This is a genomic window from Rhizocola hellebori (genome assembly GCF_016862955.1).
Classification (GTDB): Bacteria; Actinomycetota; Actinomycetes; order Mycobacteriales; family Micromonosporaceae; genus Rhizocola; species Rhizocola hellebori.
In genome coordinates this window covers 33,909-58,301 of the sequence record NZ_BONY01000052.1, presented here as the reverse complement: position 1 = coordinate 58,301, position 24,393 = coordinate 33,909, and the positions used below count along the sequence as shown (strand labels likewise).

30 protein-coding genes are annotated in these 24,393 nt (G+C 66.4%); 19 read left to right on the top strand and 11 right to left on the bottom strand.

Annotated features, from left to right (window positions below):
- Positions 1-25 precede the first annotated feature (25 nt).
- From Rhe02_RS33195 to Rhe02_RS33180, 4 genes are all read left to right on the top strand, one after another.
- Positions 26-946: an NADP-dependent oxidoreductase gene (locus Rhe02_RS33195; RefSeq protein WP_308442041.1), complete on the top strand. Its 921-nt coding sequence runs from the start codon at positions 26-28 to the stop codon at positions 944-946.
- A gap of 12 nt (positions 947-958) precedes the next feature.
- Positions 959-1,462, top strand: a complete 504-nt coding sequence (locus tag Rhe02_RS33190) for an SRPBCC domain-containing protein (RefSeq protein WP_203912384.1) — start codon at positions 959-961, stop codon at positions 1,460-1,462.
- A 135-nt stretch (positions 1,463-1,597) separates the two neighbouring features.
- Entirely contained in the window at positions 1,598-1,858 is a 261-nt protein-coding gene (locus Rhe02_RS33185) for a DUF6158 family protein (RefSeq protein WP_203912383.1), read from the top strand.
- 184 nt (positions 1,859-2,042) lie between these two features.
- Positions 2,043-2,405, top strand: a complete 363-nt coding sequence (locus Rhe02_RS33180) for a DUF6300 family protein (protein WP_203912382.1) — start codon at positions 2,043-2,045, stop codon at positions 2,403-2,405.
- On the opposite strand, the gene Rhe02_RS33175 is transcribed toward Rhe02_RS33180, so the two are convergent.
- From Rhe02_RS33175 to Rhe02_RS33165, 3 genes are read right to left on the bottom strand one after another with little or no spacing between them, the layout of a single operon-like run.
- Complete coding sequence (locus Rhe02_RS33175) at positions 2,348-2,686, bottom strand: tetratricopeptide repeat protein (RefSeq protein WP_203912381.1); 339 nt, start codon at positions 2,684-2,686, stop codon at positions 2,348-2,350. The genes Rhe02_RS33180 and Rhe02_RS33175 overlap by 58 nt on opposite strands.
- 37 nt (positions 2,687-2,723) lie before the next feature.
- Complete coding sequence (locus tag Rhe02_RS33170; protein WP_203912380.1) at positions 2,724-3,386, bottom strand: Crp/Fnr family transcriptional regulator; 663 nt, start codon at positions 3,384-3,386, stop codon at positions 2,724-2,726.
- Entirely contained in the window at positions 3,383-4,978 is a 1,596-nt protein-coding gene (locus Rhe02_RS33165) for an adenylate/guanylate cyclase domain-containing protein (protein WP_203912394.1), read from the bottom strand. Before Rhe02_RS33165 ends, Rhe02_RS33170 begins: the two co-directional genes overlap by 4 nt.
- A gap of 111 nt (positions 4,979-5,089) precedes the next feature.
- Between Rhe02_RS33165 and Rhe02_RS33160 the strand changes: the two genes are divergently transcribed.
- Genes Rhe02_RS33160 through Rhe02_RS33140 form a run of 5 tightly spaced genes read left to right on the top strand, consistent with a single transcriptional unit; the run spans position 5,090 to position 8,080 of the window.
- Positions 5,090-5,722 carry a hypothetical protein gene (locus Rhe02_RS33160; protein WP_203912379.1) on the top strand — a complete coding sequence of 211 codons (633 nt, stop codon included), beginning with the start codon at positions 5,090-5,092 and terminating at the stop codon, positions 5,720-5,722.
- On the top strand, positions 5,719-6,252 hold the full coding sequence (locus Rhe02_RS33155; protein ID WP_203912378.1) for a DUF6529 family protein: 534 nt from the start codon (positions 5,719-5,721) through the stop codon (positions 6,250-6,252). Before Rhe02_RS33160 ends, Rhe02_RS33155 begins: the two co-directional genes overlap by 4 nt.
- 47 nt (positions 6,253-6,299) lie before the next feature.
- Complete coding sequence (locus Rhe02_RS33150) at positions 6,300-6,755, top strand: Rieske (2Fe-2S) protein (protein ID WP_203912377.1); 456 nt, start codon at positions 6,300-6,302, stop codon at positions 6,753-6,755.
- Positions 6,756-6,760: 5 nt separating this feature from the next.
- Positions 6,761-7,465, top strand: a complete 705-nt coding sequence (locus tag Rhe02_RS33145) for a GNAT family N-acetyltransferase (protein ID WP_203912376.1) — start codon at positions 6,761-6,763, stop codon at positions 7,463-7,465.
- Positions 7,466-7,513: 48 nt separating this feature from the next.
- Positions 7,514-8,080 carry a hypothetical protein gene (locus tag Rhe02_RS33140; RefSeq protein ID WP_203912375.1) on the top strand — a complete coding sequence of 189 codons (567 nt, stop codon included), beginning with the start codon at positions 7,514-7,516 and terminating at the stop codon, positions 8,078-8,080.
- On the opposite strand, the gene Rhe02_RS33135 is transcribed toward Rhe02_RS33140, so the two are convergent.
- The 6 genes from Rhe02_RS33135 to Rhe02_RS33110 are packed head-to-tail and all read right to left on the bottom strand — an operon-like array spanning position 8,070 to position 14,605.
- On the bottom strand, positions 8,070-9,017 hold the full coding sequence (locus Rhe02_RS33135) for an acetylxylan esterase (RefSeq protein WP_203912374.1): 948 nt from the start codon (positions 9,015-9,017) through the stop codon (positions 8,070-8,072). The genes Rhe02_RS33140 and Rhe02_RS33135 overlap by 11 nt on opposite strands.
- 3 nt (positions 9,018-9,020) lie before the next feature.
- Positions 9,021-9,851: a carbohydrate ABC transporter permease gene (locus Rhe02_RS33130; RefSeq protein WP_203912373.1), complete on the bottom strand. Its 831-nt coding sequence runs from the start codon at positions 9,849-9,851 to the stop codon at positions 9,021-9,023.
- On the bottom strand, positions 9,841-10,737 hold the full coding sequence (locus Rhe02_RS33125) for a carbohydrate ABC transporter permease (protein WP_203912372.1): 897 nt from the start codon (positions 10,735-10,737) through the stop codon (positions 9,841-9,843). The genes Rhe02_RS33130 and Rhe02_RS33125 overlap by 11 nt, the downstream gene beginning before the upstream one ends.
- Positions 10,734-11,987, bottom strand: a complete 1,254-nt coding sequence (locus tag Rhe02_RS33120; protein ID WP_203912371.1) for an ABC transporter substrate-binding protein — start codon at positions 11,985-11,987, stop codon at positions 10,734-10,736. The genes Rhe02_RS33125 and Rhe02_RS33120 overlap by 4 nt, the downstream gene beginning before the upstream one ends.
- Before the next feature lie 12 nt (positions 11,988-11,999).
- Entirely contained in the window at positions 12,000-13,574 is a 1,575-nt protein-coding gene (locus tag Rhe02_RS33115) for an FAD-dependent oxidoreductase (RefSeq protein WP_203912370.1), read from the bottom strand.
- 2 nt (positions 13,575-13,576) lie between these two features.
- Positions 13,577-14,605 (bottom strand): LacI family DNA-binding transcriptional regulator, encoded by a 1,029-nt coding sequence (locus Rhe02_RS33110; RefSeq protein ID WP_239124215.1) that lies wholly within the window; start codon positions 14,603-14,605, stop codon positions 13,577-13,579.
- Positions 14,606-14,804: 199 nt separating this feature from the next.
- Here Rhe02_RS33110 and Rhe02_RS33105 point away from each other — a divergent pair, with 199 nt between their 5' ends.
- Both Rhe02_RS33105 and Rhe02_RS33100 read left to right on the top strand, forming a co-directional pair.
- Positions 14,805-15,770, top strand: coding sequence for a glycoside hydrolase family protein (locus Rhe02_RS33105; protein WP_203912369.1), 966 nt, complete (start codon positions 14,805-14,807; stop codon positions 15,768-15,770).
- Between the two features lie 43 nt (positions 15,771-15,813).
- Complete coding sequence (locus Rhe02_RS33100; protein WP_203912368.1) at positions 15,814-16,470, top strand: hypothetical protein; 657 nt, start codon at positions 15,814-15,816, stop codon at positions 16,468-16,470.
- Positions 16,471-16,495: 25 nt separating this feature from the next.
- Here Rhe02_RS33100 and Rhe02_RS33095 read toward each other — a convergent pair whose 3' ends face one another.
- The gene (locus tag Rhe02_RS33095; RefSeq protein WP_203912367.1) at positions 16,496-16,918 is read right to left on the bottom strand and encodes a DUF5709 domain-containing protein; all 423 of its coding nucleotides are present in this window, start codon (positions 16,916-16,918) and stop codon (positions 16,496-16,498) included.
- 193 nt (positions 16,919-17,111) lie between these two features.
- Here Rhe02_RS33095 and Rhe02_RS33090 point away from each other — a divergent pair, with 193 nt between their 5' ends.
- The 8 genes from Rhe02_RS33090 (at position 17,112) to Rhe02_RS33055 (ending at position 23,734) form a co-directional block, all read left to right on the top strand.
- Positions 17,112-18,200, top strand: coding sequence for a sugar ABC transporter substrate-binding protein (locus Rhe02_RS33090; protein ID WP_203912366.1), 1,089 nt, complete (start codon positions 17,112-17,114; stop codon positions 18,198-18,200).
- 66 nt (positions 18,201-18,266) lie between these two features.
- A complete protein-coding gene (locus Rhe02_RS33085; RefSeq protein ID WP_373320744.1) occupies positions 18,267-19,016 on the top strand; it encodes an ATP-binding cassette domain-containing protein in 750 nt (249 codons plus the stop codon).
- The gene (locus Rhe02_RS33080) at positions 19,013-20,197 is read left to right on the top strand and encodes a sugar ABC transporter permease (protein WP_203912364.1); all 1,185 of its coding nucleotides are present in this window, start codon (positions 19,013-19,015) and stop codon (positions 20,195-20,197) included. Before Rhe02_RS33085 ends, Rhe02_RS33080 begins: the two co-directional genes overlap by 4 nt.
- A 20-nt stretch (positions 20,198-20,217) precedes the next feature.
- Entirely contained in the window at positions 20,218-21,384 is a 1,167-nt protein-coding gene (locus Rhe02_RS33075) for an ROK family transcriptional regulator (protein ID WP_203912392.1), read from the top strand.
- Between the two features lie 62 nt (positions 21,385-21,446).
- A complete protein-coding gene (locus tag Rhe02_RS33070) occupies positions 21,447-21,863 on the top strand; it encodes an ATP-binding protein (protein ID WP_203912363.1) in 417 nt (138 codons plus the stop codon).
- 93 nt (positions 21,864-21,956) lie between these two features.
- On the top strand, positions 21,957-22,616 hold the full coding sequence (locus Rhe02_RS33065) for a hypothetical protein (protein WP_203912362.1): 660 nt from the start codon (positions 21,957-21,959) through the stop codon (positions 22,614-22,616).
- 4 nt (positions 22,617-22,620) lie between these two features.
- Positions 22,621-22,944: a hypothetical protein gene (locus Rhe02_RS33060; RefSeq protein WP_203912361.1), complete on the top strand. Its 324-nt coding sequence runs from the start codon at positions 22,621-22,623 to the stop codon at positions 22,942-22,944.
- A 28-nt stretch (positions 22,945-22,972) separates the two neighbouring features.
- Complete coding sequence (locus Rhe02_RS33055) at positions 22,973-23,734, top strand: hypothetical protein (protein ID WP_203912360.1); 762 nt, start codon at positions 22,973-22,975, stop codon at positions 23,732-23,734.
- A 2-nt stretch (positions 23,735-23,736) separates the two neighbouring features.
- Here the strand turns inward: Rhe02_RS33055 and Rhe02_RS33050 are convergent, their stop codons facing one another.
- The gene (locus Rhe02_RS33050; protein ID WP_203912359.1) at positions 23,737-24,363 is read right to left on the bottom strand and encodes a hypothetical protein; all 627 of its coding nucleotides are present in this window, start codon (positions 24,361-24,363) and stop codon (positions 23,737-23,739) included.
- Positions 24,364-24,393: the final 30 nt, after the last annotated feature.

Sequence of the window (24,393 nt, the reverse complement as noted above, 5' to 3'; positions counted from 1 at the left end):
CCCCGGTAGGGTGAACCGGGTGAGGATGATCCGTCAGGAGTCCCTGGGTGGGCCTGAGGTGCTGCGGATGATCGAGGCCGACCGGCCCGAGCCCGGCCCCACCGAGGTGCTGGTGAGAGTGCACGCCGCCGGGGTCAATCCGGTGGACTGGAAGGTGCGCCGCTCGGGTGGGTTTCTCGGCCGGCCCCCGTTCACGGTCGGGTGGGATGTGAGCGGCACGGTCGAGAAGATCGGGCGGGGCGTGACCCGGTTCGCGGTCGGCGACGAAGTCTTTGGGATGCCCCGTTTTCCCGCTCAAGCCGCGGCCTATGCCGAGTACATCACCGCGCCCAGCCGCCACTTGGCCCGCAAACCGGCCACGCTGTCGCATGTGGAGGCGGCGGGCCTGCCGCTGGCCGGTCTCACGGCGCGCCAGGTGCTCGTGGACACGGCCAACCTGCAGCCGGGGCAACGGGTGCTGGTCCCGGCCGCGGCCGGCGGGGTCGGCCATCTCGCGGTTCAGTTGGCCAAGGCGCTGGGCGCCCACGTCGTGGCGACCGCGAGCCCGGCCAAGCACGAGTTCGTGCTCGGGCTGGGGGCGGACGAGGTCATCGACTACACCTCGATGGACATCGCGACCTCGGTGACCGGCATCGACGTCGCGATCGGCCTGATCGGGCCGCAGGCGGGCGCGGCCTTGGCGACGGTGCGCCCGGGCGGGCTGCTCGTGGCCATGACCAGCGACACGCCGCCCGAGGTGGCCGCGAACGCCGCTGAGCGCGGCGTCAGGGCGCTGGATTTTCTGGCCGAGCCCGATCATGCGGGGCTGGAAGCGCTCGCTCTGCTCGCCGATCAGGGCCGGTTGCGGGTCCACGTGGCGAAGACCTTCCCCCTGCAAGACGCCGCGGCGGCTCACGCGTATGGCGAAACCGGTCGCACAATCGGCAAAATTGTCCTCGTACCCTGAGAGACTTGAAGCATGTTGGGAACTCTTCACCCGACCGCCGACGGCAAGTTCGTCCTGCGCTTCGAGCTGCACCTCGACCAGAGCCGCGAGATCGTCTGGCACGCGCTCGCTCAGCCGGAGCCGCGGGCCTGCTGGTTTCCCGCTCGAGTGGAGTTCGAGCCACGGGCGGGTGCGCCATTGAGCTTCAGACCGACCAAGGTGCAGGTCGAAAAGTTTGGCATCCCGGCCGACCAGGTGGGCACGGGCGAGGTGCTGCAGGCCAACCCGCCGGCCCTGCTCGAGTTCAGCTGGGGTGACGAGGTGCTGCGCTGGGAGCTGACCGAAGACTCCGCGGGCGGCACAAATCTGATCTTCGCCAACACCATCGCCGATGCCTCCGACGCGCCCGCTATCGCGGCCGCCTGGCACGCTGGCCTGGAGATCGTCAAAGCACAACTTGACGGAACCAAGCCGGAGAGTTCAATGTGGGAACGCGCAGAGGAACTCACGAGTGACTACGCGACGACGATGCGCTAAATTGACACCCCTGGATAGAATTTCCTTCTGTCGGGTTACCGCCGAGAATTGAATGCTTAGCCTGAAGTCCTCGGGGGTACCTCTGCTCGCGTGCAAATGTGCCTGACACCTTCACACCCGACTAGGAACTGCTCGATGACCTACCCGACGCAGACGCTCACCGCGATCCCGGCGGTTGAGTTGGATGATGACGCTCTCAGACGAGAATTGGCAGCCACGCATCAGCTTCAGGTCGTAGTTCAACAGCGAGGATTCCCCCATGAACTGGGTTCGGTTGGGCTCCGGTTAGCCGAGCTCGACGCAGAGTACCTGCGCCGTTTCCCCCACGCCGCCACCAAATGGCCATGGCCGTTGCCGGGCAAGGAGTTCGAGCGCCAGCCGAAAAAGCTGGGCTAAGCACCGCGGCCGCATGCCCCCGGTCTCATGTCCGGGGGCGCGGCCAGAAATCCGCGGAAGCGCTCCCACAGCAAACCCGAACGGGTGAAACCGAAAGCCCGGCCGTTTTGCGACATCTCTTCTTGTTTGAGTATCCACGCACCAGATCCGAAGCTCCCGACCTCGGGTGCCCTAAGATCACCGCGTGACTGCTGTGGAGGTCCGCGTCGCCTCAGACACCCGCTGCCCGCGCTGTGCGGCAAGGCTGTGCCTGACCGCGAGCATCGGCGGAAAGCGAACCGTGGCACTCTGCCCGTCCTGCGACTCGGCAGACCCGCACGCGGAGCGGTTGATCGGCTACTTCGCTGCGCACGGAAGCGTTCAGCCACAGGACATGTCCCACGTTTCGGAACTGCTCGGCCACTGGCTCGGTTCGCTCGACGGCCGCGACGACCCGGAGCCGACCCTCGCGGCCCAGGTCGAGGCGTGGTGGGCCACCCGGCCCAAGGCTCAGCTCGCGGTGGACACGTCCTCACCGAGCGCGGCGGCTATCCGAAGCCAGGATTGAGCCTCCTCGTGGCGGCTCTGCCGTTGCAGAGTGCGACCGAGCATCAGGTGGGCGTAGCTCTCGGTGGGGTGGCGCTGCACGATAAGCCGCAGCTGCGCCTCGGCCCGCTTGAGCTGAGCCGAGTGAAAGTAGGCACGCGCAAGCAACTCGCGCGGGGCAACGTCGGCCGGAGCATCCGCGACGACCGACTCCAGCAACTCCGCCGCCACCAGATAGTCCTTGGCCGCGAAGAAGAGCTGGGCGCGCTCATATTTGCGCAGGATCGACTCTTCGGAGGTCATGCCAGGTCCCAACAACGCCGCGAAGCGGCCAATTCCATCAGGCCGCGCGGCGGCGCAGCGCCTCCAGGTCGAGGACGACCACCGACATCCGGCTGGTACGGATCCAGCCCGCCGAACGCAACACGCCAAGCGCCTTGCTCACGGCCTCGCGTGACGAGCCGACCCAGCCCGCCAGCTCGTCCTGGGAGAGCGGCAGCGCGATCTTGATCTCGCCGTTGCCGTGCTTGGTGCCGAACCGCTCGGCCAGCTCGACCAGCCTGGCCGCCACCCGGCCCGTGCTGTCCTGCGCACCGAACTCGATGCGTTTGCGGTCGGCGTCGCGCAGCCGCTGCGCGAGCATGCGCATCAGCAGGTAGGCGACCCGGCCGTGGGCGGACAGGTAGGCCTCGAACTCGGGCAGCGGCATCACCAGCGCGGTCAACGGCTCCACGGCCTGGATGGTGGCTGAGCGGGGTTCCCTGTCGACCGCGGAAAGCTCACCCAGCAGGGCACCCGGGCCTCTTACGGCGAGGACGACCTCCGACCCGCCAGCGGTGTGGCAGGACGCCTTGACCCGGCCGGTCTGCACCACGACCACCCAGTCGGAATCGGCCCCCTCTCGGAAGAGCACGTCTCCGCGCCGCCATTGCTTGACCACGCTGTGCCGGGTGAAGTCCTCCCGCTCAGCGGGCGTAAGCAGCGCCCAGAACTCTCCTGTCATGTCAGGCCGGTCACCAGATAGGCGCTGACGGTCTGCACCCGGCCTTTGACCTCCAGGTCGCCCAGGGGTTCGCTCTTGACGCGGTCGCCGGCGGCCAGCATCGTGTGCTGGCCGATGATGACCTGGCCGGGCTGGGCGAGCGTCTGCAGCCGGGCGGCCACGTTGACGGCATCGCCCATCGCGTTGAAGCCCCGTAATGCTTCGCTGCCAATGTTTCCCACCAACGCGGGGCCGGTGTTGGCGCCGACCCGGAAGCGGGGCCAGTCCGGGCGCTCTTCGGCGATGGCTTCCACCGCCACCTGCATCTGCATGGCCGCGCGGATCGCGCGCAAGGCGTGATCCGGCTGCCGGGCGGGCGCATTGAACAGGGCCAGCAACGCGTCGCCCACGAACTGCACGATGGTGCCGCCATTGTCCAAAATGGAGGGAACGGCCACTCCGTGGTACCGGTTGAGCATGGCCACGATCTCGGCCGGCTCCACCCCTTCGGAGAAGGTCGTGAAGCCACGCAGATCGGCGAAGAGTGCGGTCACCTCCACCACCGACCCGCCGAGCGCAGCCTGATCCGGGTCGGCGATCAGCGCGGCCGCCACGTCGGGCGAAAGATAGTGCCGGAACAGGGTGTTGAGCTTGCGGCTGACCTCTCGCTCAGCGGAAAGCGCGGCGGCGGCCCGGTCGAGCACCGCGGTCTGCCCCTCGCTGAGCCCGAACCGTTCCGCCAGCCGACCCGCCACGTGCGGGGCAGGGCCGCCCGATCGCTCCCGCTCCTCCAGCTCGGTGACCAATTCCTCAAGGGCCGCACCGTATTCGGCTCGGATGGCCTTTGCCGTGCGGTCGAGGGTGATCGCGTCGAACAGACCGGCGCTCGTTCCCTCCCGTCCGTATTGGACATACGCGCTGTAGGCCACGAAGCCGAAGGCGAAGGCGAGCAGGACATGCCATCCCCACCACGACAGCTGCCATTTGTGCGCGAGGGTCACCGTGACCATGGCCTCGGCCAGCAGCACGAACGCGGTGACCACACTGATCAACATTGCCGCCGGTGTGCGCCTGTGCAACAGGTAGTAACGGAATGCCGCGAAGATGTAGAGCGCCACCGTGAGGAAGGCGATCACGATCAACGGCCCCTCCACCTCGCGGGTGCCCGGGGTGGCGTTGAGCGGCGGCAGGTCGAGAAGGGAAATCACCGCCCAGAAAACGATCAGGGTGGCCAGCCCGATCTGCAGCAGCGGCTGCGCACGCAGCACCGCCGCCGCCCGCCGGTCGTCGAGCTGAAGCGACGACGCGACCGCAAAGATCGCGGCCACGGCAAGGCCTATCGGCTGGGAGACATCGAAGCCGGCATTGGCGTGATGCAGCAGCACACCCGGCGTGGCCAGGGCATGCAGCGCGAAGAAGCCCGCGCTGGACAGGAACGCCAGCGAGACCAGGAAGAGGCGGGCGTCCGAACGCGCGCTCGCGGCGGAGCTCATCCGCACCCCGAGCGCGACGTTGATCACTGCCACCACCAGGACCAGCCAGAAGTGGCTCTCCGAGTCGTGCCAGGTCAGGTCGGCGGCCGGTTGGGCGAGCAGCAACCACAGCCCCGCCATGGGCAGTGCGAGGTGAAAGGTCCAAATGACGACACGCGGCACGCCGAAACCATACGCGCTCTGTGGATTTCTACGCAGACTTCGTAAGAGATCAGACCTTCCATTACAGACATGAAGCGCACCCCTGTCCTAACGCTGCTGGCCGGATTGGCCGTAGCAGCGGTGCTGCTGGTGATGAGCGCGATCGCGGCCAACAAACCGGCCGACGACAAGGTAACGGCCGCAAATGAGCTGCCCGCGAGCACCGCAGCACCGGCCCCCACCCTGTCCCCGACGCCACCTCCCACGCAGGCACCCGCCAAGGTCAACGCCACCTGGGCCGGGGTGGTCGATGGCGGCGCGGCGACCATCGCGATCGCCGTCAAAGATGGCGTGGCCGTCGCCTATCTGTGCGACGGCAAGAAGATCGAGGCCTGGCTGCAGGGCACCGCCGCGGCGGGAAAGCTCTCGCTGACCGGCAAGAACGGCGCCACGCTGACCGGAACCTTCGGCGGCGGCAAAGCCACCGGGAAGATCGTCGCCTCGGGCAAGTCCTGGACCTTCACCGCCCCGACCGCACAACCGCCCGGTGGGCTTTACCGCGCAGCCCAGTTCGTCAACTCCGCCAATGTCGTTTGTGGATGGATCGTCCTGGCCGACGGCACCCAGGTGGGCGTGTGCACGCCCGACGGCAAGGAACCCGAACCCGCCCCGCGCCTGGACGTGACCGCGGCGCGGCCCATCAACCCCCAGGACCCGACATGACGAGCAACCTCAAACTTCTCTCGATTCCGCTGCTCGCCGGGGCGGCTGTAACGGTGGCCCTCGGGGTCTACGCCAACCTGCACACCGGGACAGGGGTCGCCGTCAACGTGGCCGGGTTCTCCTCGCCGCAAACCGTCAAGGTGTGGCTGGCCAGCGGCGCAGCCCTGTTCGCCCTGGTGCAGCTGGCCTCGGCCCTGGCCATGTATGGCAAGCTCGGGCCTAACCCGCCCGCCTGGGCCGGTACTCTACACCGCTGGTCAGGACGCATCGCGTTCCTCTTCGCGGTACCGGTGGCGGTGCACTGCCTTTACGCGCTTGGCTTTTCCAGCTTCGACTCGCGAACTCTCATCCACTCGCTGCTGGGCTGTTTCTTCTTCGGCGCGTTCACGCTGAAGATGCTCGCGCTGCCCAAGCAGGGCCTGGCCGGATGGGTGCTGCCGGTGTTGGGCGGGTTGGTGTTCACCGCCCTGATCGGCCTCTGGCTGACCTCTTCCTACTGGTTCTTCACCACTTTCGGCGTCAAGTTCTAGGAGGCACAACCGATGATCGATCTTGCGGAACGTCTGGAGGCCACGGCATGACGTCTCGACGGGTGATCCTGACCGGCGGCTGTGCGGCGGCCGCGCTGCTCGCGGGCTGCCAGGCTTACGGCGACGAGCAGGTGGCCGAGCCCGCCCAGCAGCAGCCTCCGGCGCAGGCCAATGCGCCGGGATCGTCCGGGCCCGCCGCCGCCCCACCGGCCGGGGCGCCCGCCTTGGCCAAGGTCGCCGATATCCCGGTCGGCGGTGGCAAGGTCTTCGCGGATCGCAAGGTGGTGCTGACCCAGCCCAGCGCGGGCGTGATCAAAGCGTTTTCGGCGGTCTGCACCCATCAGGGCTGCACGGTCGAGGGCGTGTCCGGCGGAACGATCAACTGCCCCTGCCACGGCAGTGCATTCAAAGTTGCCGATGGTTCTGTGGCGGCCGGGCCGGCCAAGCGGGCGCTGCCCGCGGTCGCGGTCACCGTCGTGGATGGAGCCATCAAACTAGCCTGATCCGTATGAACCCTTCCTGGACCGGTCGCGAGGCACTGCTTGCCGCGACCGGTCATCATTTTCTGGCCAGGTTCAGCCCGGGTCCCGGCCACGACGTGGTGGGCTACCAGGACAACGGCACCGTGGTGTGGACAACCGGGACCATCGCGAACAGCCTCGGCGACCCGCTGCTCGCCGCCGCCATCGGTGCCGGGCTGACCGGGTTGACCTTTCTCGACCTGCCCCGCCAGAGCGCGGATGAGGCGGCGAGGCTCTTCCCGTCGGCAAGGCGCGACGATTGGGAAATCCGGTGGACCACCGAGCCGGCACCGGCCCGGGATCTGGAAAGCGAGATCGTCCCGCTGGGGGCACCGCATCACAGCGCCATCAACGAACTCCTCGACGAGGCGCTGCCGTACACCGGGAATCGGCCAGGTGACAGCCGCATCCGGAACTGGTACGGGATCTTCGCCAGCGACCGGCTGGTCGCCGTCGGGGCCGAGCGAAGCCGCCATGACGTGGGCTATCTGGCGGCGATCGCGGTCGCTCCCGGATACCAGGGCCGTGGTTTCGGGGCGGCGGTGACCACGGCGATCACCCGCCTTCTGCTGCGGGAGTTCGACATCTGCCTGCTCGGGGTGATGGACCACAACGCGCGGGCGAAAGCAGCTTTCCGTCATATGGGTTACCGCGATCGGCTGCTTCGGACAGCTATCCGGTTTGACCGTTGAGCCCGCCGTGGCGATGTGCGCAGCGGGCTCAGGGCCAAAGATGGCCTGGTGCATCCTGATCAGGTAGTCGCGCCGGGTAACGCCTCCACCCCGAGGCGATGGACAAAGCTGGTCACCGCGATCGCGACCATCGTCGGCGTGATCTCCGGTGCGATAGCGATATACGAATTTGTCAACCGCGACAAGGGCCCGGCCGTTTTCACCGGCGCCGTGGACACGGCCGCCGGCATGCGCGGCTTCCTGGACTTCGCAGACGAGCACGACGGCCAGCTCGTCAAGCTCGATCTGAAGTGCGTCTACCACGATGACCAGCCGATGGCCTGTGTGCAGCAGGCCGATCCGCTGGAGCAGGCGGTGACGGTGCTGGACCTCAACGACGATCCCAGCTGCGAGCCCGACCGCGAATCCGCGTGCGACGGCTCGGTAATCCTGTACTTCTTCGCCGACAGGGTCGCGGACGCTCAGATCGACAACGGCGAGTTCGGCGCGGGCAGCATCGTCGTTCGCGGATACTTCAACCTCGCCAAGCGCGGCAACCTCGGGATTCTCCCGCCGAGCGTGACCGCGATCTACCTGACCGCGGTCCCGGCGAATGAGGTCGGTGTCACCGGCTGAAGGCGTCGTCGAGGAAGCGAAGCCTGACCGCGTCATGGGTGGCTTCGCCTCCTTCGTGCCCGTTGAACGGATACACACTCAGTTCACGAGGCCCGGCGTAGGCGTGGTAGGCGGCGTAGCCGGTGGAGGGCGGGCAGCTCTCGTCCATCAGGGCGATGCTGAACAGGGCCGGGCTGGTGGCCCGCGCCGCGAAGTGGACGCCGTCGAAATAGGCGAGCGTGTCGAAAACCCGCTCCGCGCGATCGCGGTGGATCGCCAGATAGCGGACCAGTTCCGGGTACGGGCCCGCCGGTGCGACGTCGCAGCCGCGCCGGAAGTCGCACAGGAACGGCACATCGGGCGCGGCGGCGACCAGATCGGGCACCAACCCGGCCACCGCCAGGGTGAGCCCGCCGCCCTGGCTGATGCCGGTCACCGCCACCCGGGTCGGGTCGACCAGCGGATGGACCCGGGCCGCCTGTACGGCTCGCACCGCGTCGGCGATGACCCGCCGGTAGTAGTAGGTCGACGGGTCGAGCACGCCGCGCGTCATGAACCCGGGATGTTGCGGGTCGCCGGCGTTGGCATCTGGCGTGTCCCCGGCCCGCCAGCCGCTGCCCTGCCCGCGCACATCCATGAACAGGTGGGCATAACCCGCGGCCGCATAGAGCAAACACTGATGCGGCAACCCCCTACCACCGCCGTATCCCGGGAACTCCACCACGCACGGCAACCGGGTCGTGGTGCCGGTCGGCACCGCAAGCCACGCCTTGACCGGCTGCCCGCCGAACCCGTTGAAGGTGACGTCGTGGACGGTGATGGCCCTCGCCCACACCGGCTCAAAGCGCGCATCGAGGGGCTCGTCAAAACTCAGGGTCGAGGCCCAGAAGCTGTCGAAGTCCTCCGGCGCCCGCGCGGCCGTGACGTAGGAAGCCGGATCGGTTTCGCTAATCGGCACGGCTCAGCCCTTCAGCCCGGTGTGTGCGAGGCCCTCGATGAACTGGCGTTGCGCTATGACGAAAATGACGAGCACCGGGATGGCGGTCAGCGAGGCCGCCGACAGCTGAACATTCCACATCGGGCCACCATACGCGTCGACGAACTGGGTCAGGGCCTGCGGCAGCGTGAACTTCTCGGCGGTCGACAGGAAGACGATCGGCTCCAGATAAAGGTTCCAGCTGTGCAGGAACGTGAAGATGGCTACCGCGCCCAGGGCGGGCCGGGCCAGCGGGAGCGCTATCCGGCTGAAGATGGCGAAACGGCCCAGGCCGTCCATGCGGGCCGCCTCCTCCAGCTCGCCCGGCAGGGCGAGGAAGAACTGGCGCATGATGAAGGTGGCCAGAACGCTTGGCGCGCCTAGGATTGGTACCAAGATAAGGGGCCAATGGGTGTCAATCATGCCCCACGAGTGGAACATCTGGAACAGCGGCACGATCGTCACCTCGCTCGGGATGAGCAATCCGGTCAGGATGACCAGAAACAACACGTTCGCACCGGGAAACCTGATCCGGGCGAAGGCGTAACCGGCCAGGGAAGACACCGCGAGCGTGCCCACGGTCACCGCCAGCGCGATGTACATGCTGTTGAAGTACTGCTGCGCGAAGGGTTGCAAGGTGAACACGTCGCGGTAGGCCTGGAAGCTGACCGAGCTCGGAAACAGCGTGGGCGGGAAGGCGAAGACCTCGCTCAGCGGCTTCACCGACGAGGTGACCATCCACCAGGTCGGGAAGAGGAAAGGCAGCGCCAGCACGCAGAGCAATCCATAGACCGCGGTCTTGGCTCTAAGACTCATGGAACACCCACTTCTTGCGCAGCTGCCACTGCACCACCGTCAGCACGAGCACGATCGCGAAGAGCAGCACGGAAAGTGTTGCCCCGTAACCAAAATGGTGGAACTGGAAGGCCTGCTGGTAAAGGTAGTAGACCAGCACGGTGGTGGAGGTGCCCGGCCCGCCCTGGGTCAGCACCGCGATCTGCGCGAAGATCTGAAGCGACCCCACCACGGTGATAATCATCGTGAGCAGGATTGTCGGGCTGATCAGAGGCACGGTGATGGTGCGGAACTGCCGCCATCGACCGGCGCCGTCGACCTTTGCCGCCTCATAGAGATTGGCGGGTACCCCTTGCAGCGCGGCCAGAAACAACACCATGTTCAGGCCGACGTTCTTCACGACCTGGACAACCACCACGGAAACCATCGCCGTGGTCTCCCCGCGCAGCCAGTTCGGCCCGTCAACGCCGATCGCGCCGAGCATCCCGTTGATGCCGCCGTTGTCCTGCAACAGGAATCCCCACACAATCGTCCACGCGACCAGGCTGACGACGACCGGCGAGAAGAACACGGTGCGGAAGAAAATGGTGCCACGCAAGCGCTGATTGAGGAGCACCGCCAGGAGCAGGGCCAGACTGAGGTTGAGCGCGACCAGCCCGACCGAGAACAGGCCGGTCGCGGCAAGCACACCCGGCAGCTTCGGGTCGTCGGCCAGCGCCTGATAGTTTTGCGCGCCAACGAAGTCGAACGTGTCCGCCAGCACGTTCCACTCGTGCAGGCTGTACCAGAAGACCAGCCCCAGCGGCACGAAGACGAAAACTATCGAGCCGAGCAGCTGCGGAGCGACGAACAGGTAGCCGGCGAGATGGTCCCGCCGGCGTCCCGTCCAGAACGGCTTCTTCGTCATTTGGCCAAGAGCGGGTTGATGCTCGAGCAGACCCCGTCCAGCACCGCGGTCACGTTCGCGTCGGCCTTCCACAGCGGGTCGAGCGCGGCCCGAACAGCTTGAGCTATCTCGGCCTGACCGCTGTGGCTCGGCTTGACCACGCCGGTGGATATCCCGTCGACCACGACCTTCTGCAGCTGATCCGGCTTGAGCAGCGGGTTGGTCTTGGCCAGCGTCTCGGCGTTGAGCTGAGACTTGCGCGGCGGCGGGAAGTAGGCCGCGAGCTTGGCGGAGTTGGCCGCGTTGGTGAAGTAGGTGAGGAATTCGGCTGCCGCCTTGGCATTGCGGCCCTTCTTCAGCGCGCCGAGCCCGGCCTGCCCGATGACCGCATAGTTGCCCTTCGGCCCGCTCGGCAGGGGCACCAGGTCCCAGCCGAACTTGCCATCCTTGAGCAGCGAGGCGCGGGAGATCTGGGTAATCGTCATGCCCGCGTCTCCGGCGAAGAAGTCTGCCGTGGTACCAGGTCCAGGCAGCGCCTTGCCGGTGAAGATGGCCCGGTGCAGAAAGGTCATCGCCTCGACCATGGCCGGCTTGTTGAACCCGCAAGTCTTACCGTCGGCGCTCCACGCCTCGGCGCCCCAGCCGGCCCAGACCGTGGAGAGGTTGTCCCATCCCTTGTAGTCGAAGTCGCGTACCACCAGACCGGCTTTGCCGCTCTTCGTGTTCACGGCCGTCGCAGCAGCGATCACGTTGTCCCAAGTCCACTTGCCTTGGGCGATAAGCTCCGCGGCGGTCGGCTGCCCGGCCGCTTTGAGCAGATCGTTGTTGACGAAGACGCCAAACGGCGACGTGGAGAACGGGTAGGCGACGAGCTTGCCGTCCTTCTGCCAAAGCTTCGTCGCGGCGGGCACCAGATCGCTCGTGTCATAGCCGTCGAGCGGAACCAGCGCGCCGCTGGAGACGAAGTCCGGGGCCGCGTTTTCGAGCACCCAAGCCAGATCCGGCCCGTTGCCCCCGGCGATCTGCGTGGTGAGCGTGGTCGTGTAGCTCTCGAATGGGATCGGATCGAACTTGATCTCGGTCACGTTCGGGTGCTCGGCCCGGTAGGCGGCCGCGATTTCGTTGAAGAGCTTGAGGTGCGCTTCGTTTGAGGTCCACACGGTCATGCGCAGCGATACCGGGCCGGCGGCGGCCGGCTCCTCGGTCTTGCCGCCGCACGCCGTCAGCGCTAAGAGCCCGGCGAGGGCAAGGGCGGTGGCGCGGATTTTCATCGGGTCTCCAACTCAGTAGCCGGAAATATCGGGCCAGCGCAGCTGCACGCCATCCCGGATCAGATGTGTTTGGAAGGCCGCGAGCTGCTGCGGATCGTTGCGGACCGCTCGCGGGCTGGTGGTGTTGGCCAGGCAGTAGGCCGCGAGCGCGCCCGCGACCTCACCGACGTTCCACTCGACCGGGTGCAGCCGATAGGAGCCGTTGGTGATGTGGGTGGTGCCGATGTTCTTCCCGGCCGGGAGAAGGTTCTCCACGCGTTGCGGAATCAGCGCGCCCAGCGGGATCTCGAAGGGGCAGGACCCGACGTCGATGTAGTTGTCGCCGCCGGTGGAGGGGTGCAGGTCGATGCGGTACATGCCCACGCCGACCGAGTCGGGGTAGCAGACCGCGCCCTTGTCGCCGCGTACGGCCAGCGACAGGTCCTGCTCGACCACGGTGTACTCGGCCTTGATGCGCCGCGACTCGCGGATGTAGGGCGCTTGGGCCAGCCCGTCGGCGCCGCCGGTCACGTCACCGCGCAGGCGCAGCCCCTTGAAGCCGGCCTCGGTCTGCAGCCAGTAGAGAACCGACATGCTCAGCTCACGTGCCCGTGCCAGATGGATGGCCGCATCAGGCACGTCGATAACCGGTCCTTCGAAATAGTCGATCATCGGCCAGTTGACGAGGCAGATGTCGCTTTCGTAGGCGCCTTCGGTGAACAGCTTGCGGGCGGCGATCCGCCGGAACGTCCACAGGTTCCCGTCGCCGGGGTTGACTCGCTGATCAGCGACCACGGCAAGCGGGTCGTCATCGGGGTTCGGGGTGAAGCTGCGCTCGCTGATCCCGAGCGTGCGCGGGTTCGGCGACCGGAACGAGAGCAGTTTGTCGCCCCAGAACGGCGGCTGGTAGTCGCGCCAGAAACGGTAGGAGGCAGGCCGATCGATGGTGTGATCGCCGTCGACGTGGTCGATGGCGAAACAGACCGATACCGCTTGCATGTTCATCGGCTGGGCGGTGTCGGGCGCGCTCGGCTCACCGGTGTCATGCTGCGACTCGAATCCGGTGACGTACTCGGTTTCGGTGAGCGGCAGCAACTCCCCGGTCTCGGTGGCATCGAGGATGTAGGGCGCTTCGAGCGTCAGCCGCCGCCCGGTGTCGCGATGCTCGACGGTCACCGACGTGACGCGATCGCCCTCGGTGGTGGCCGCGACCGGCCGGTACGGCTGCAGGACGGTAAGCCTGCCCGAGCCTCGGTAGGGCGCGAGCATGGCCTCGATGACCGCCACCGCCACCCGCGGCTCGTGACACAGCCGGCTCACGTGCCCGCCGCCCGGATTCAGCTCCCGCCACGCCCGGGCCGCCGGGACCAGCGGATAGTGCTGCCGGTAGTAGTCGCGGATCCCCTCCCGCAACGCGCGATAGCTCGCCGTGACCCCGAACTGTTCCACCCAGCTGTGTTCGTCGGGCGGAACGGCCTGGCTCGTGAGCTGTCCACCGAGCCAGTCGAACTCCTCGGTGAGCACCACCCGCCGGCCCGCCCGCAACGCGCCCAGCGCTGCGGCCACACCGCCGAGGCCTCCCCCGATCACGAGGATTTCGGCTCGCATTGTCACTTCCTCTCCACCAGCGTTTCGCCCACCACGAGCTCGCACTCCAGCAGGCGTTGGGTCTGCGTCGGATTTCCCTCGATCAGCGCCGTGAGCACGTCCATCGCTTCCGCGCCCATCCGCTGCCGCGGAATGCGGAACCCGCTGAACTCCACATTGGACTCGTTGCCGGGCCGCATCGGCTCGCCAAGCGTGGCAATGGAAAGCGGCACTCCCAGCTGCTTCGCATGCTGATACAGCGCCACCCCGTCGGCGTGATCCTCCGCGAACACCGCGGTAACCCCCGCCGCCCGCACCCTCTCCCAAACCTCCGCCACCCCACCGCCCACGCCTCCCACGGCGGCGGGGGCAGGGGTGGCGGGGGGTAGGTGGATTCCTTGCACGCCAAGTGAAGAGACGGTGTCGGTGAAGCCACGCATGCGGTCGGCCCACGACTCGGCCGGGCCGCCGTGGCCGAGGTAGGCCAGATTGGTGTGGCCCAACCGCACTGCCCGGTGGACGAGGGCGGAGACGGCGGCCGCGTAGTCGGCACCGACGTAGGGGACCGGGCCGCCCGCGTCGTCGCGGCGGCCGATCGAGACGAAGTGCAGGCCGTCGGCGAGCAGCCGGGCCAGCTCTTCCCGGTCGAGCGACCGTCCAAGCAGGACACAGCCGTCGGCTAGGCGCAGCCGGTTGCCCTCGTGGAAGATGCGCCGGCGCCCGTCGACGACCGGCGCGCTGGTCAGCAGGAGCAGGTCGCTGCCCAGCGATTCGGCGCGCTGCTCGATGCCGACCAGGAACGGGTGGTAGAAGTCGCTGTTGCTGGTCGGGAAGACGGACTCGTAGGTGAAGACGCCGATGATGCGGTTGTGCCCGGCGGCGAGGCGGCGGGCCACGGGATCGGCCACGTATCCGGTTTCGGCTATCGCCCGCAGCACCCGGTCACGCGTCTCCGGCGCTATCCGCACCTCGCCCTCGGACCGTCCATTGAGGACGATCGAGACGGTCGCCTGGCTGACGCCTGTCATCCGGGCGATGTCCTGCTGCGTCACCCGCCTGCGCCCTGCACCGGTCACGGTCTGTGTCCAATCATCGCGAACTAATGCGCATTAGTTTTCAGTGAGATGCCATCGTGCGGGCAGGGCAGATCCGCTGTCAAGACCCAAAGTGTTTACTAATTCGTATTAGCCCCTTGACGATGACGGCCCGGCGGATCGAAACTCACCGTTACCCACCGTAGGGAGGATTACCATGATCGATCGACGCGCTGTGCTCGCCGGGGCCGCCGGCCTCACCGCGGGCGCGCTGCTTCCCGGCTCCCCCGCCCTGGCCGGCCCGGCCGGATTCCCCACCTACCAATACATCGGGACCGCTTTCACCAAGGCGAACCTGCGTTACAACCCGACCAACGAGCTCATCTTCCCGTGCATCCGCGGGGTCTACGACAAGATCACCGCTCCGCGAGCCCGCTACTACCTCTACTACGCCCCGCATGACGCGCCCGGTGGCATCTGCCTGGCCTACGGCAACTCCCTTGGCGGGCAGTTCACCGAGTACCCGAGCAACCCGATCATCTCCAACAACTGGTCGCCGCACTACTCGGTCAGCCACGTCTCCTCCCCGCACGTCATCTGGAACGCCGACAATCGCCAGTTCTACCTCTACTTTCACGGCGAGAACACGACCACCCGGATGGCGTGGTCCACCAACGGCATCGACTTCACCTACCACGGCGTCGTCCTGCACACCGGCGTCGTCCCGGGTACCAGCGAGGTCTCCTATGCGCGGGTCTTCGAGCACCAGATTCCGGGGCTGGGCAACAAATACGTCATGCTGTTCATGGGCAATCAGGGCGGCACCCGGCGGATCTTCTGGGGATGGTCGAGCACCGGCAAGACCTTCCAGTTCGCCACCACCCCGCTGCTGTGGCCCTCCGACGCGGGCCAGACCCAGATCAGCGCGCCATATCTGTTGAAGCGCAACAACACCTGCTATGTCGCCTACCACGGCGACGGCGGCGACATGCACCTGAGCGAGGTGGGCAACAGCTTCGACCGCAAGGTCTACCTCGGCGTGTTCCACCATTCGCTGAGCGGCGCTCCCGACAACGGCCGCGCCGCCGCGCCCTCCTTTGGCACGGACGGCGGCGTGGAGTACATGTTCTACGAAGCGGGCCAGCGTAGTTCAAGCACCATCGCGGTGGCTCGGGCGGGGTGAGCGGCGCATGTTTCTGGCGGGGCCTATCGGGTACCGCAGAAGCATGCGAGTAGTAGTAACTTTGCTGTCCTCTTTGGTCGTGGCAGGCTGCGCGGCCGGGACAGGAACCACAACACCGAGCAGTTCGCCGTCGACGGCCGCCCCCACCGCGGTCGCCGGTGGTCCCGTGGCCGCTTGCGTTGTTGGCAACTGGCAGACCACCGAGGCGAGCGTTGTCGCCGGTGGCCCGCTGGGCAGCGGGAGCGCCAGCGGCGGCAGCGGGGTCAAGGTGAAGGTGGCCGCCACCGGCCAGACCGAGGTCGACTTCACCGGCATGCAGCCAATCATGTTCAGCGGAACGGCAATGGGCACCACCGTCAAGGGTCAGTTCGTGCACACGGGCAAGGCCACCGGCCAGATCCGCACCGGCGACGCCACCTCGTTCAACGGGGCGTGGGAGCCGGTCGGCAAGGCTAACTGGGGCGATGTCAAGGTGACGCTCGAATTGACCGAGCCGCTGAAGGCCAAGCCGTTCGACAACCTTCCGATCGCCAGCGTGGTGGACAACGCCACCAACAGTCAGACCGGCGGTGTGGTCGACGTGGACCCGTTGCTGGGCAAGGCAAAGTATGACTGCGGCACGAATACCTTGACGCTGACGCCCGAGGACAACAAGGGTGTCACCTGGAAGCTGACAAAGACCAGCGATCTGGACAAGTAACTCCGAAACCCGTGGAAGGGGACGGCTATTGGTCGTCCTCTTCCCCTTCTTCTGGTACCTCGTGCATGGCGGCCTCTTCCGCCGACAGCCCCAGGGTCTCGCCCGTCTCGTAGGCGACCGATTGGGAGTCCGTGTCCTCCAGACGGCCGATCCGTCGCGATGGTGGCTCGTTCAGGTCGATTGAGTCGATCGTGTCGTCTATGTCCCGCGCGTCCACTTCCGGCTCCTCGCGCAGCAGCCGCGCCTTGAGCGGCTCCCGGTGCGCCGCCTCTGCCGCGGTCACGCCGTAATGGTCCAGGCCGAGCGGCTCGTCGGAGGGCAGCGCGGGCGCTGTATCGTCACGCATCCGCCCCTCCGGCTCGTCGAAGGCGGTGGAGGTGTCGTCGGCGACCGAGGGCAGCCCTTCCGCGTCCGGGTCGAGCCGCTCCTCGTCGCGTGGATACGTCATAGCAGGTCAATTACCCAGGGGTGGCGGTCAGGTAACGGCCGCGTTGCTGAATTGTTATCGCCGACAACAAACCCAAGGCTTGCGGAAATATGCGCCACGCACATACGTTGTCGCTCACAACAAAACCCTGTGTGACCCGTCACAAAGCACACATACCTGCCTTGCAAGTCCCCCTCGAAAGGATCGAGCAAACATGCGCAAGACGATCCTGGCTATGACCGCGGCCTTGCTGGCCATCGGCGGTCTGGCCGGCTGCGGCAAAGAGACAGAAACCCCGGGCAGCACGCCTAAGAAGCCGAAGATCGGGGTGATTCTCCCCGACAGCAAGTCTTCCGTCCGCTGGGAGACCGCTGACCGCAAATACCTTGAAGCCGCATTCAAGGCGGCCGGCGTGGATTACGACATCCAGAACGCCCAGGACGACAAGAACGCTTTCCAGACCATCGCCGACCAGATGATCACCGGCGGCGTCAACGTTTTGATGATCGTTAACCTTGACTCCGGTTCTGGCAAAGCGGTTCTCGACAAGGCGAAGGCCCAGGGCGTCGCGACCATCGACTACGACCGCTTGACGCTCAACGGCTCCGCCGAGTACTACGTGAGCTTCAACAACGTCGGCGTGGGCAAGCTTCAGGGTGAGGGCCTGGTCAAGTGCCTGGCCGACAAGAAGGTTGCCAACCCGGTGGTGGCCTACCTCAACGGCTCCCCGACCGACAACAACGCCACTCTGTTCAAGCAGGGCTACGACGGTGTCATCAAGCCGAAGTTCGAGAGCAAGGAATACACCAAGGGCGGGGACGAGTCCGTTCCCGGCTGGGACAACAACACCGGTGGCACCATCTTCGAGCAGATGCTGACGAAGGCCGGCGGCAAGATTGACGGCGTGCTCGCCGCCAACGACGGTCTCGGCAACGCGGCCATCACCGTGCTGAAGAAGAACGGCCTCAACGGCAAGGTGCCGGTGACCGGCCAGGACGCGACCGTGCAGGGTCTGCAGAACATCCTCGCCGGCGACCAGTGCATGACGGTCTACAAGGCTGTGAAGCAGGAGGCCGACAAGGCCGCCGAGCTGGCCATCGCTCTGGCCAAGGGCACCAAGCTGCCGGTCTCGGACAAGGTCACCGACCCGGAGTCCAAGCGTGAGGTGCCGTCGGTGCTGCTGACGCCGCAGGCCATCACCTTCGCCAACGTGAAGGACGTCGTCGCTGACGGCTATGTCACCAAGGAGGAGCTGTGCACCGCGGCCTTCGCGGCCAAGTGCACCGAAGCCGGAATCAAGTAAGTACGCTGCCCTTCATACCGGCCCCTCCATCCCGGAGGGGCCGGTATGAGCTGGAAGGACCCCCTCATGCAAGCTCCCTTCCTCGAATTGCGGGGAATCAACAAAAGCTTTGGCGCCGTGCAAGTGCTCCGCGATGTGGCGATGAGTGTTCGCGCGGGCGAGGTCACGGCTCTCGTCGGCGATAACGGCGCTGGTAAATCCACACTGGTCAAGTGCGTCGGCGGCATTCACCCGATGGACAGTGGGGAGATGTTCATCAACGGCAGCGAGGTCCACGTGCACAGCCCGCGCGAGGCCGCGCAGCTGGGTATAGAAATCGTCTACCAGGACCTGGCGCTGTGCGACAACCTCGACATCGTCCAGAACATGTTCCTCGGCCGGGAGCGCACGAGCGGATGGGTGCTCAACGAGCCGGAGATGGAGCAGCTGGCCCGCAAGACCCTGGACAGCCTCGCGGTGCGCACGGTGAGCACGGTGCGCCAGCCCGTTTCGAGCCTTTCCGGCGGTCAGCGGCAGACCGTTGCCATCGCGAAAGCCGTGCTGTGGAACAGCAAGCTCGTCATCCTCGATGAGCCGACCGCCGCGCTGGGCGTGGCCCAGACCGCCCAGGTGCTGGAGCTGGTCCGGGCGCTGGCCGACAACGGTCTGGCGGTTGTCCTCATCTCCCACAACATGAACGACGTCTTCGCCGTCTCGGACCGCATCGCCGCGCTCTACTTAGGACAGATGGTCGCTCAGGTCAAGACCACAGATGTCACCCACGCCCAGGTCGTCGAGCTCATCACGTCTGGCAAGAGCGAAGGACAGCAGGCATGAACGAGTGGCTTGCCTCGATCCGTAAGGGCAATCTCGGCGCCCTGCCGGCCGTCGCCGGGCTGATCGTGCTCTGCGTCGTCTTCTCCGTGATGCGCCCCGTCTTCTTCACCGCAGGTAACTTCGCCAACCTGTTCACCCAGGCCGCGCAGGTCTCCCTCATCGCCATGGGCCTGGTCTTCGTCCTGCTGCTGGGCGAGATCGACCTCAGTGCCGGCTTCACCTCCGGCGTCTGCGCCGCGGTGCTCGCTGTGACGATGGACCAACAAGGCTTTCCGTGGTACGTGAGCATGGGCCTGGCCATCGTGACTGGTTCTGTCATCGGTCTGGTGCTCGGCTTCCTGGTCGCGAAGGCCGGCATTCCGTCCTTTGTGGTCACGCTGGCCGCGTTCCTGGCCTTCCAGGGCGTGGTGCTGCTGGTGGTCAAGGCGGGCAACATCGTCCCGATCCGCGATCCCATCATCATCGCGGTGGCCACGAAGAACCTCACCCCGCTGCTGGGCTGGGTCTTCTTCGGTATCGCCGTGGTCGGCTACGCGGCCGTTCAGGTGCGCAGCACCATCTCCCGCCGCAAGCAGGGCGTGACGGCCGACTCGTGGAACACCGTGCTGCTCCGCGTCGGCGCGGTAGCCGTGCTGCTCGGCATCATGGTGGCCGTGCTGAATCAGGAGCGCAGCCGCAACGCCCTCATCGTCTCGCTCAAAGGCGTGCCCATCGTCGTTCCGGTCATCGCCTTCTTCCTGGTGCTCGGTACGTTCCTGTTGGGGCGCACCGCTTACGGCCGCCACCTCTACGCGGTGGGCGGTAACAGCGAGGCGTCGCGGCGCGCCGGCATCAACGTGGACTGGATCCGCATGTCGGCCTTCGTCATCTGTTCCACGATGGCGGCCGTGGGCGGCATCGTGGCCGCGAGCCGCAACGCGTCGGTCGACCCCAACACGGGTGGCTCCAACGTGCTGCTCTATGCGGTCGGCGCCGCGGTCATCGGCGGCACCAGCCTCTTCGGTGGCAAGGGACGTGTCCTGGACGCGGTCCTCGGCGGGCTCGTGGTGGCCGTGATCGATAACGGCATGGGGCTCATGGGCTACACCGCAGGCGTCAAGTACGTGGTCACCGGAACGGTGCTGCTGCTGGCGGCCAGCGTGGATGCACTGTCCCGCAAACGGGCGTCCGTAAGCACGTGACCGTGAGCACCAACAGAAACATGCGGGCTGGAGCACCGAGCCAGGAGGAGATCCGCCGTCAGAATCTCGGCGCGTTACTGCGATTTGTGCATGAACGTGGCCAGATTTCGCGGGCCGAGCTCACCTCCGAACTCGGGCTCAACCGCTCCACCATCGGGGCGCTCACCGCTGATCTGACCGAAGCCGGCCTGGTCACCGAGGAGGCGCCGCGCGAAACCGGCCGGGCGGGCCGGCCGTCGCTGGTGGTACGGGCCATGTCCGAGTCCATCTACGCCTACGCGGTCAGCGTCGAGGTCGACCAGATCCGCGTGGCACGGATAGGGCTCGGCGGCGTCCTGCTCGACCAGCGCAGCATCCCCCGCCCGCGCGGCTCGATCGCCGGGACCATCGATCCAATCACGACGTTCATCAAACAGATGGCCGGCGAGGGCCGCTGTGTGGGCGCGGGGATAGCGGTCTGCGGCATGGTGCGCCGTGAGGACGGCATGGTGCACCTGAGCCCCTACCTGGGCGGCGCGGTCGATGAACCGATCGCCGACTCGCTGCGGGAACGGTTGCCGGAGCTGCTTCCCCAGGTGGCCGTGGCCAACGTGGCCGACCTGTGCGCGCTGGCCGAACACACCCGGGGCGTGGCGGCGGGCTGCGACAACTTCATCTACATGTACGGCGACGTCGGTGTCGGAGCGGGCATAGTCGCCGGTGGGCACCGGGTCACCGGTCACGGCGGCTACGGCGGCGAGGTCGGCCACATGGTGGTCAACCCGGTCGGCCGCCCCTGCGGATGCGGCTCGAAAGGCTGCTGGGAGACCGAAATCGGCGAGCACACCCTGCTGAAGCTGGCTCAGAGCACCGACATCGGCGCGCAAGCGGTGCTGGCTGTGGTGGATCGCGCCTCCCGCGGCGACCATATCGCGCAAGCCGCTGTCCGCCAGGTTGGTGACTGGCTGGGCTTCGGAGTCGCCAACCTGGTCAACATATTCAACCCGGAGCTCGTCATCTTCGGTGGCACGCTGCGTGACGTCTACCTCGCCTCGGCGGCCCAGGTCCGCAGCAAGCTCAACAGCATCGCGCTTGCCGCCACCCGCGAGCACGTCCGCCTGCGCACACCCGCCCTGGGCAGCGACGGTGCCCTGATCGGCGCCGCGGAGCTGGCTTTTCAGCAGCTCCTTAACGATCCGCTGGCGTAGCCGGGCAATGTTTCAAACGACCGCGCGCAGGGTAGAGCGCGATACGTGAGGGTTGTTTGATCATGGCTGATGCTGCACAGCGTTCCGATCGGATAGTGCTGGTGGATCTCGAGTTTCGTCGCGGTGACCTGCATAGGATTCGCACTGCGACAACGTCGTTCGCCATGCGGCACGGCGCTTCCGGCGGCCAGGTCGACAAACTCGTGCTCATGGCCAGCGAGCTGGTCGTCAACGCCGTCTCGCACGGCGGGGGCCGCGGCCGGGTGCAGCTTTGGCGGCTCGGGCACCATCTCTATTGCGAGGTAAGCGATGTCGGCCACGGCATCCCCCACCCCGACGAGGTGGGCATGGCCGCGCCCCGCGCCGGGGAGCCCGGTGGACGCGGGCTGTGGGTGGTCCGCTCGCTGGCCGACACCGTCCAGATCTACAGCGGTCCGGCGGGCACCACCATCACCATCTGCGTTCCCCTGCACGGCTGACGCCTTCAGATCTGCCGATCTCCCTATCCAAGCATCGATAAGGTACCGTGTCCGCGTTGACGGATTTGTTATTGCTTGGGGAGGCGTCCTGCCATGTATGGCGATGAGTTCAAACTCGCCAGCCTGGATTTCATGGGCAGCACAGCGGAGCTTGAGAGCAAGGCACGGGCCGCGGTGCTGGCCGCCGGCACCGGTTTCAGCCCGCCAGATCGGCAAGAGGGCGCCGACAGCACCGGCTCGGTCCGGGTCACCGTTGACCGGCAGGCAACAGTCATCGACATCCAGGTCAGTCGTGAGTGGAGAGACCGGGTCAAGCCGGCCGAGTTTCCCGCCGCGCTCTTCGCCGCCTACCAAGCCGCGATAACCCGCGCTGTCGAGGCCGAAGGGCTGGCGGCGCTGGTGAAAGACCAGGGCAAGAGCCAGCATGAGCGCGAGCGCGATGAGCACCGGCGTTCCGTGCAGATCCAGGACGACCTGAGCTATTCGCCCCCCGAGGAGGACAGGGCCTGGCTGCGCGCCACCTGGGACAAGCTTTACGACCTCGATGAGAAGCTGCACCACCTCGGGCGCAAGGAAGCCGCCGAGCCGGAAAGCAAGGTGCCCAGTCCCTACGGGCATCTCGTGCTGCGGCATCAGGGCACCACCATCACCGGCATCACCGGCGACGCCGAGCGCATAGCCTCGGCCGACCCGAGTCGGCTGCGCACCGAGGCTCTAGCCATTTTCCGCGCCGCCAATCACGAGGGGAAGTGAACCCATGGCCGAAGAGGTGGTCGTCATCACCGAGGCAGTGGTCGACGAGGCAGCCAAGTGGCGTCGCCTCGCCGGTCAGATGGAGCCGATCAAGTCGTCGGCCGATGGCCTCGACCTTGCCGGATCGGCTTTCTACATCGGCGACGGCCTGAACTTCCTCATCTATTCCAACTCCTACAACGACTTCCAGAACTTGATGGTCACCGCTCTGGGCGGCGCCGTAACCGAGTTCGAGCAGATCGGCGGGGCGCTCGACAAGATCGCGGCTGCCTACGATCAGGCCGATCAAATCGTTTCGCTCGACCTCAACCAGATCTGGCGGCCGTAACTCTCACCTGCTTCGGAAGGACCACAGCATGGCGTCGGAAGCGGAGCTGGTTGATCCCTTCAACCAGGCCTTCGACAGGATCAAAGAGGGCATCAAGCAGGCTGTCGAGAAGTTCAACGAGCTTGTCGGCAAGGTCAAGGACAAGTGGTGGATGTTCAGCCTGGCCGGCGCTGCGGGCGCCGCGGCCGCGCTGTACATCAAGCACGGGCTGGACCAATGCCGCGATGCCCTGGAGCAGCTAATCGAGAAAGTTAACTACGCAATTGAGCATCAGACTCCGGTGCTGTCGCTGATCATCGCCAGCTACCGCTGGATCAGCCAGGTCGAGACGCCGGTCTCGGAGATGTCGACCCTGGTCAGCCGGCCCGAGAACGAAAACCTGGCCAAGTGGACAGGCGACGCCTCGACCTCCTACCGCATCTACAAGCTGCCCGAGCAGAAGGGCGCCGTGGACGACGCAGTGGCCAAGGCGCAGTTCATCAGCAAGTGGCTGTTCACCATCGCCAAGTCCAATGTGGACTATGCGATCAAGATGGCCGAGATCGTCGTCAAGTTCGTGGAAAGCCTGGTGGCACTGGTGGTCAAGGCGGCGACCGTGGTCGGCATCGCCGAGGCCGCGGGCGAGCTGGGCGACCTCGCCGGGCAGGTGGTCAAGGACGGCTTCACGCTGCTTTCCGAGATCGGCAAGAAGCTCCTCAACACGCTTGGCGATGTGCGCGACCTCTGGAGCGAGGTGGGCAACCATTCCAAGCTCCTGGGCGGCAAGTGGCCCGAGGCCGTTGTCGGATAACGCTATTTGACGCGCCAGGAGTCGTCGACCGTCGCGAGGGTGTTCTTGAGAATGGCGAGCACCTTCGCGGCGAGCGTCTCTTTAGGAATGAACGCGGCGGCGCCGATGGCCAGCCAGACGTCGAGCACCAGGTTGGCGTTTCGCGCTTGGATCCGGTACTCGCCATATTTGAAGCCAGGTTTCGGCTCTGTCTCGATGGCGAAACCCTCCGCCTCTTCACCCACTCCGCTTACCGCTGTGTCGCGGGTCATTCGCGTGCCGCGCTGGGCGGCGTACATCCGCTTGGCTTCCTCCACGGTGGGCGGGGCCAGCGCCTGAACCTGAAGCGTGGCAGGCAAACCGTTCGCCTGATCAAACTCGAAAAGGCAGGACTCACCCGAGCCGAGGAAGGGTGAACGCGGGTCGGTCGAGCGCACCTTCAGCGAGAAGTCTTGCAGCGGCGCGAGATCTGTCCGCTTGCACAGGTCGAGCACGTTGAGCCGGTACGGCACCGTGACCTCTGCGCCCGGTGTCGCGGACCCGGTCGGCCTCGGCGGAACAGGGGGAACGGGATCCGGCAGCGGTTTGGTGCATCCGGTGGACACCAGGGTCAGCGCCACTACGACCGCAAGCAGAGATAGACGAGCCACACGGTGAACCTACCCTTTTGTAGGGTGGCT

Bases quoted from the DNA above. Each gene is read 5' to 3' on its own strand.
- Rhe02_RS33175 (WP_203912381.1), bottom strand. From the start codon at position 2,686: ATGACCTCCGAAGAGTCGATCCTGCGCAAATATGAGCGCGCCCAGCTC.
- Rhe02_RS33080 (WP_203912364.1), top strand. From the start codon at position 19,013: ATGAACGAGTGGCTTGCCTCGATCCGTAAGGGCAATCTCGGCGCCCTG.
- Rhe02_RS33185 (WP_203912383.1), top strand. From the start codon at position 1,598: ATGACCTACCCGACGCAGACGCTCACCGCGATCCCGGCGGTTGAGTTG.
- Rhe02_RS33125 (WP_203912372.1), bottom strand. From the start codon at position 10,737: ATGACGAAGAAGCCGTTCTGGACGGGACGCCGGCGGGACCATCTCGCC.
- Rhe02_RS33195 (WP_308442041.1), top strand. From the start codon at position 26: ATGATCCGTCAGGAGTCCCTGGGTGGGCCTGAGGTGCTGCGGATGATC.
- Rhe02_RS33190 (WP_203912384.1), top strand. From the start codon at position 959: ATGTTGGGAACTCTTCACCCGACCGCCGACGGCAAGTTCGTCCTGCGC.
- Rhe02_RS33170 (WP_203912380.1), bottom strand. From the start codon at position 3,386: ATGACAGGAGAGTTCTGGGCGCTGCTTACGCCCGCTGAGCGGGAGGAC.
- Rhe02_RS33065 (WP_203912362.1), top strand. From the start codon at position 21,957: ATGTATGGCGATGAGTTCAAACTCGCCAGCCTGGATTTCATGGGCAGC.
- Rhe02_RS33060 (WP_203912361.1), top strand. From the start codon at position 22,621: ATGGCCGAAGAGGTGGTCGTCATCACCGAGGCAGTGGTCGACGAGGCA.
- Rhe02_RS33090 (WP_203912366.1), top strand. From the start codon at position 17,112: ATGCGCAAGACGATCCTGGCTATGACCGCGGCCTTGCTGGCCATCGGC.
- Rhe02_RS33145 (WP_203912376.1), top strand. From the start codon at position 6,761: ATGAACCCTTCCTGGACCGGTCGCGAGGCACTGCTTGCCGCGACCGGT.
- Rhe02_RS33100 (WP_203912368.1), top strand. From the start codon at position 15,814: ATGCGAGTAGTAGTAACTTTGCTGTCCTCTTTGGTCGTGGCAGGCTGC.
- Rhe02_RS33130 (WP_203912373.1), bottom strand. From the start codon at position 9,851: ATGAGTCTTAGAGCCAAGACCGCGGTCTATGGATTGCTCTGCGTGCTG.
- Rhe02_RS33095 (WP_203912367.1), bottom strand. From the start codon at position 16,918: ATGACGTATCCACGCGACGAGGAGCGGCTCGACCCGGACGCGGAAGGG.
- Rhe02_RS33115 (WP_203912370.1), bottom strand. From the start codon at position 13,574: ATGCGAGCCGAAATCCTCGTGATCGGGGGAGGCCTCGGCGGTGTGGCC.
- Rhe02_RS33105 (WP_203912369.1), top strand. From the start codon at position 14,805: ATGATCGATCGACGCGCTGTGCTCGCCGGGGCCGCCGGCCTCACCGCG.
- Rhe02_RS33085 (WP_373320744.1), top strand. From the start codon at position 18,267: ATGCAAGCTCCCTTCCTCGAATTGCGGGGAATCAACAAAAGCTTTGGC.
- Rhe02_RS33165 (WP_203912394.1), bottom strand. From the start codon at position 4,978: ATGGCGGGGCTGTGGTTGCTGCTCGCCCAACCGGCCGCCGACCTGACC.
- Rhe02_RS33150 (WP_203912377.1), top strand. From the start codon at position 6,300: ATGACGTCTCGACGGGTGATCCTGACCGGCGGCTGTGCGGCGGCCGCG.
- Rhe02_RS33155 (WP_203912378.1), top strand. From the start codon at position 5,719: ATGACGAGCAACCTCAAACTTCTCTCGATTCCGCTGCTCGCCGGGGCG.
- Rhe02_RS33160 (WP_203912379.1), top strand. From the start codon at position 5,090: ATGAAGCGCACCCCTGTCCTAACGCTGCTGGCCGGATTGGCCGTAGCA.
- Rhe02_RS33055 (WP_203912360.1), top strand. From the start codon at position 22,973: ATGGCGTCGGAAGCGGAGCTGGTTGATCCCTTCAACCAGGCCTTCGAC.
- Rhe02_RS33070 (WP_203912363.1), top strand. From the start codon at position 21,447: ATGGCTGATGCTGCACAGCGTTCCGATCGGATAGTGCTGGTGGATCTC.
- Rhe02_RS33075 (WP_203912392.1), top strand. From the start codon at position 20,218: ATGCGGGCTGGAGCACCGAGCCAGGAGGAGATCCGCCGTCAGAATCTC.
- Rhe02_RS33120 (WP_203912371.1), bottom strand. From the start codon at position 11,987: ATGAAAATCCGCGCCACCGCCCTTGCCCTCGCCGGGCTCTTAGCGCTG.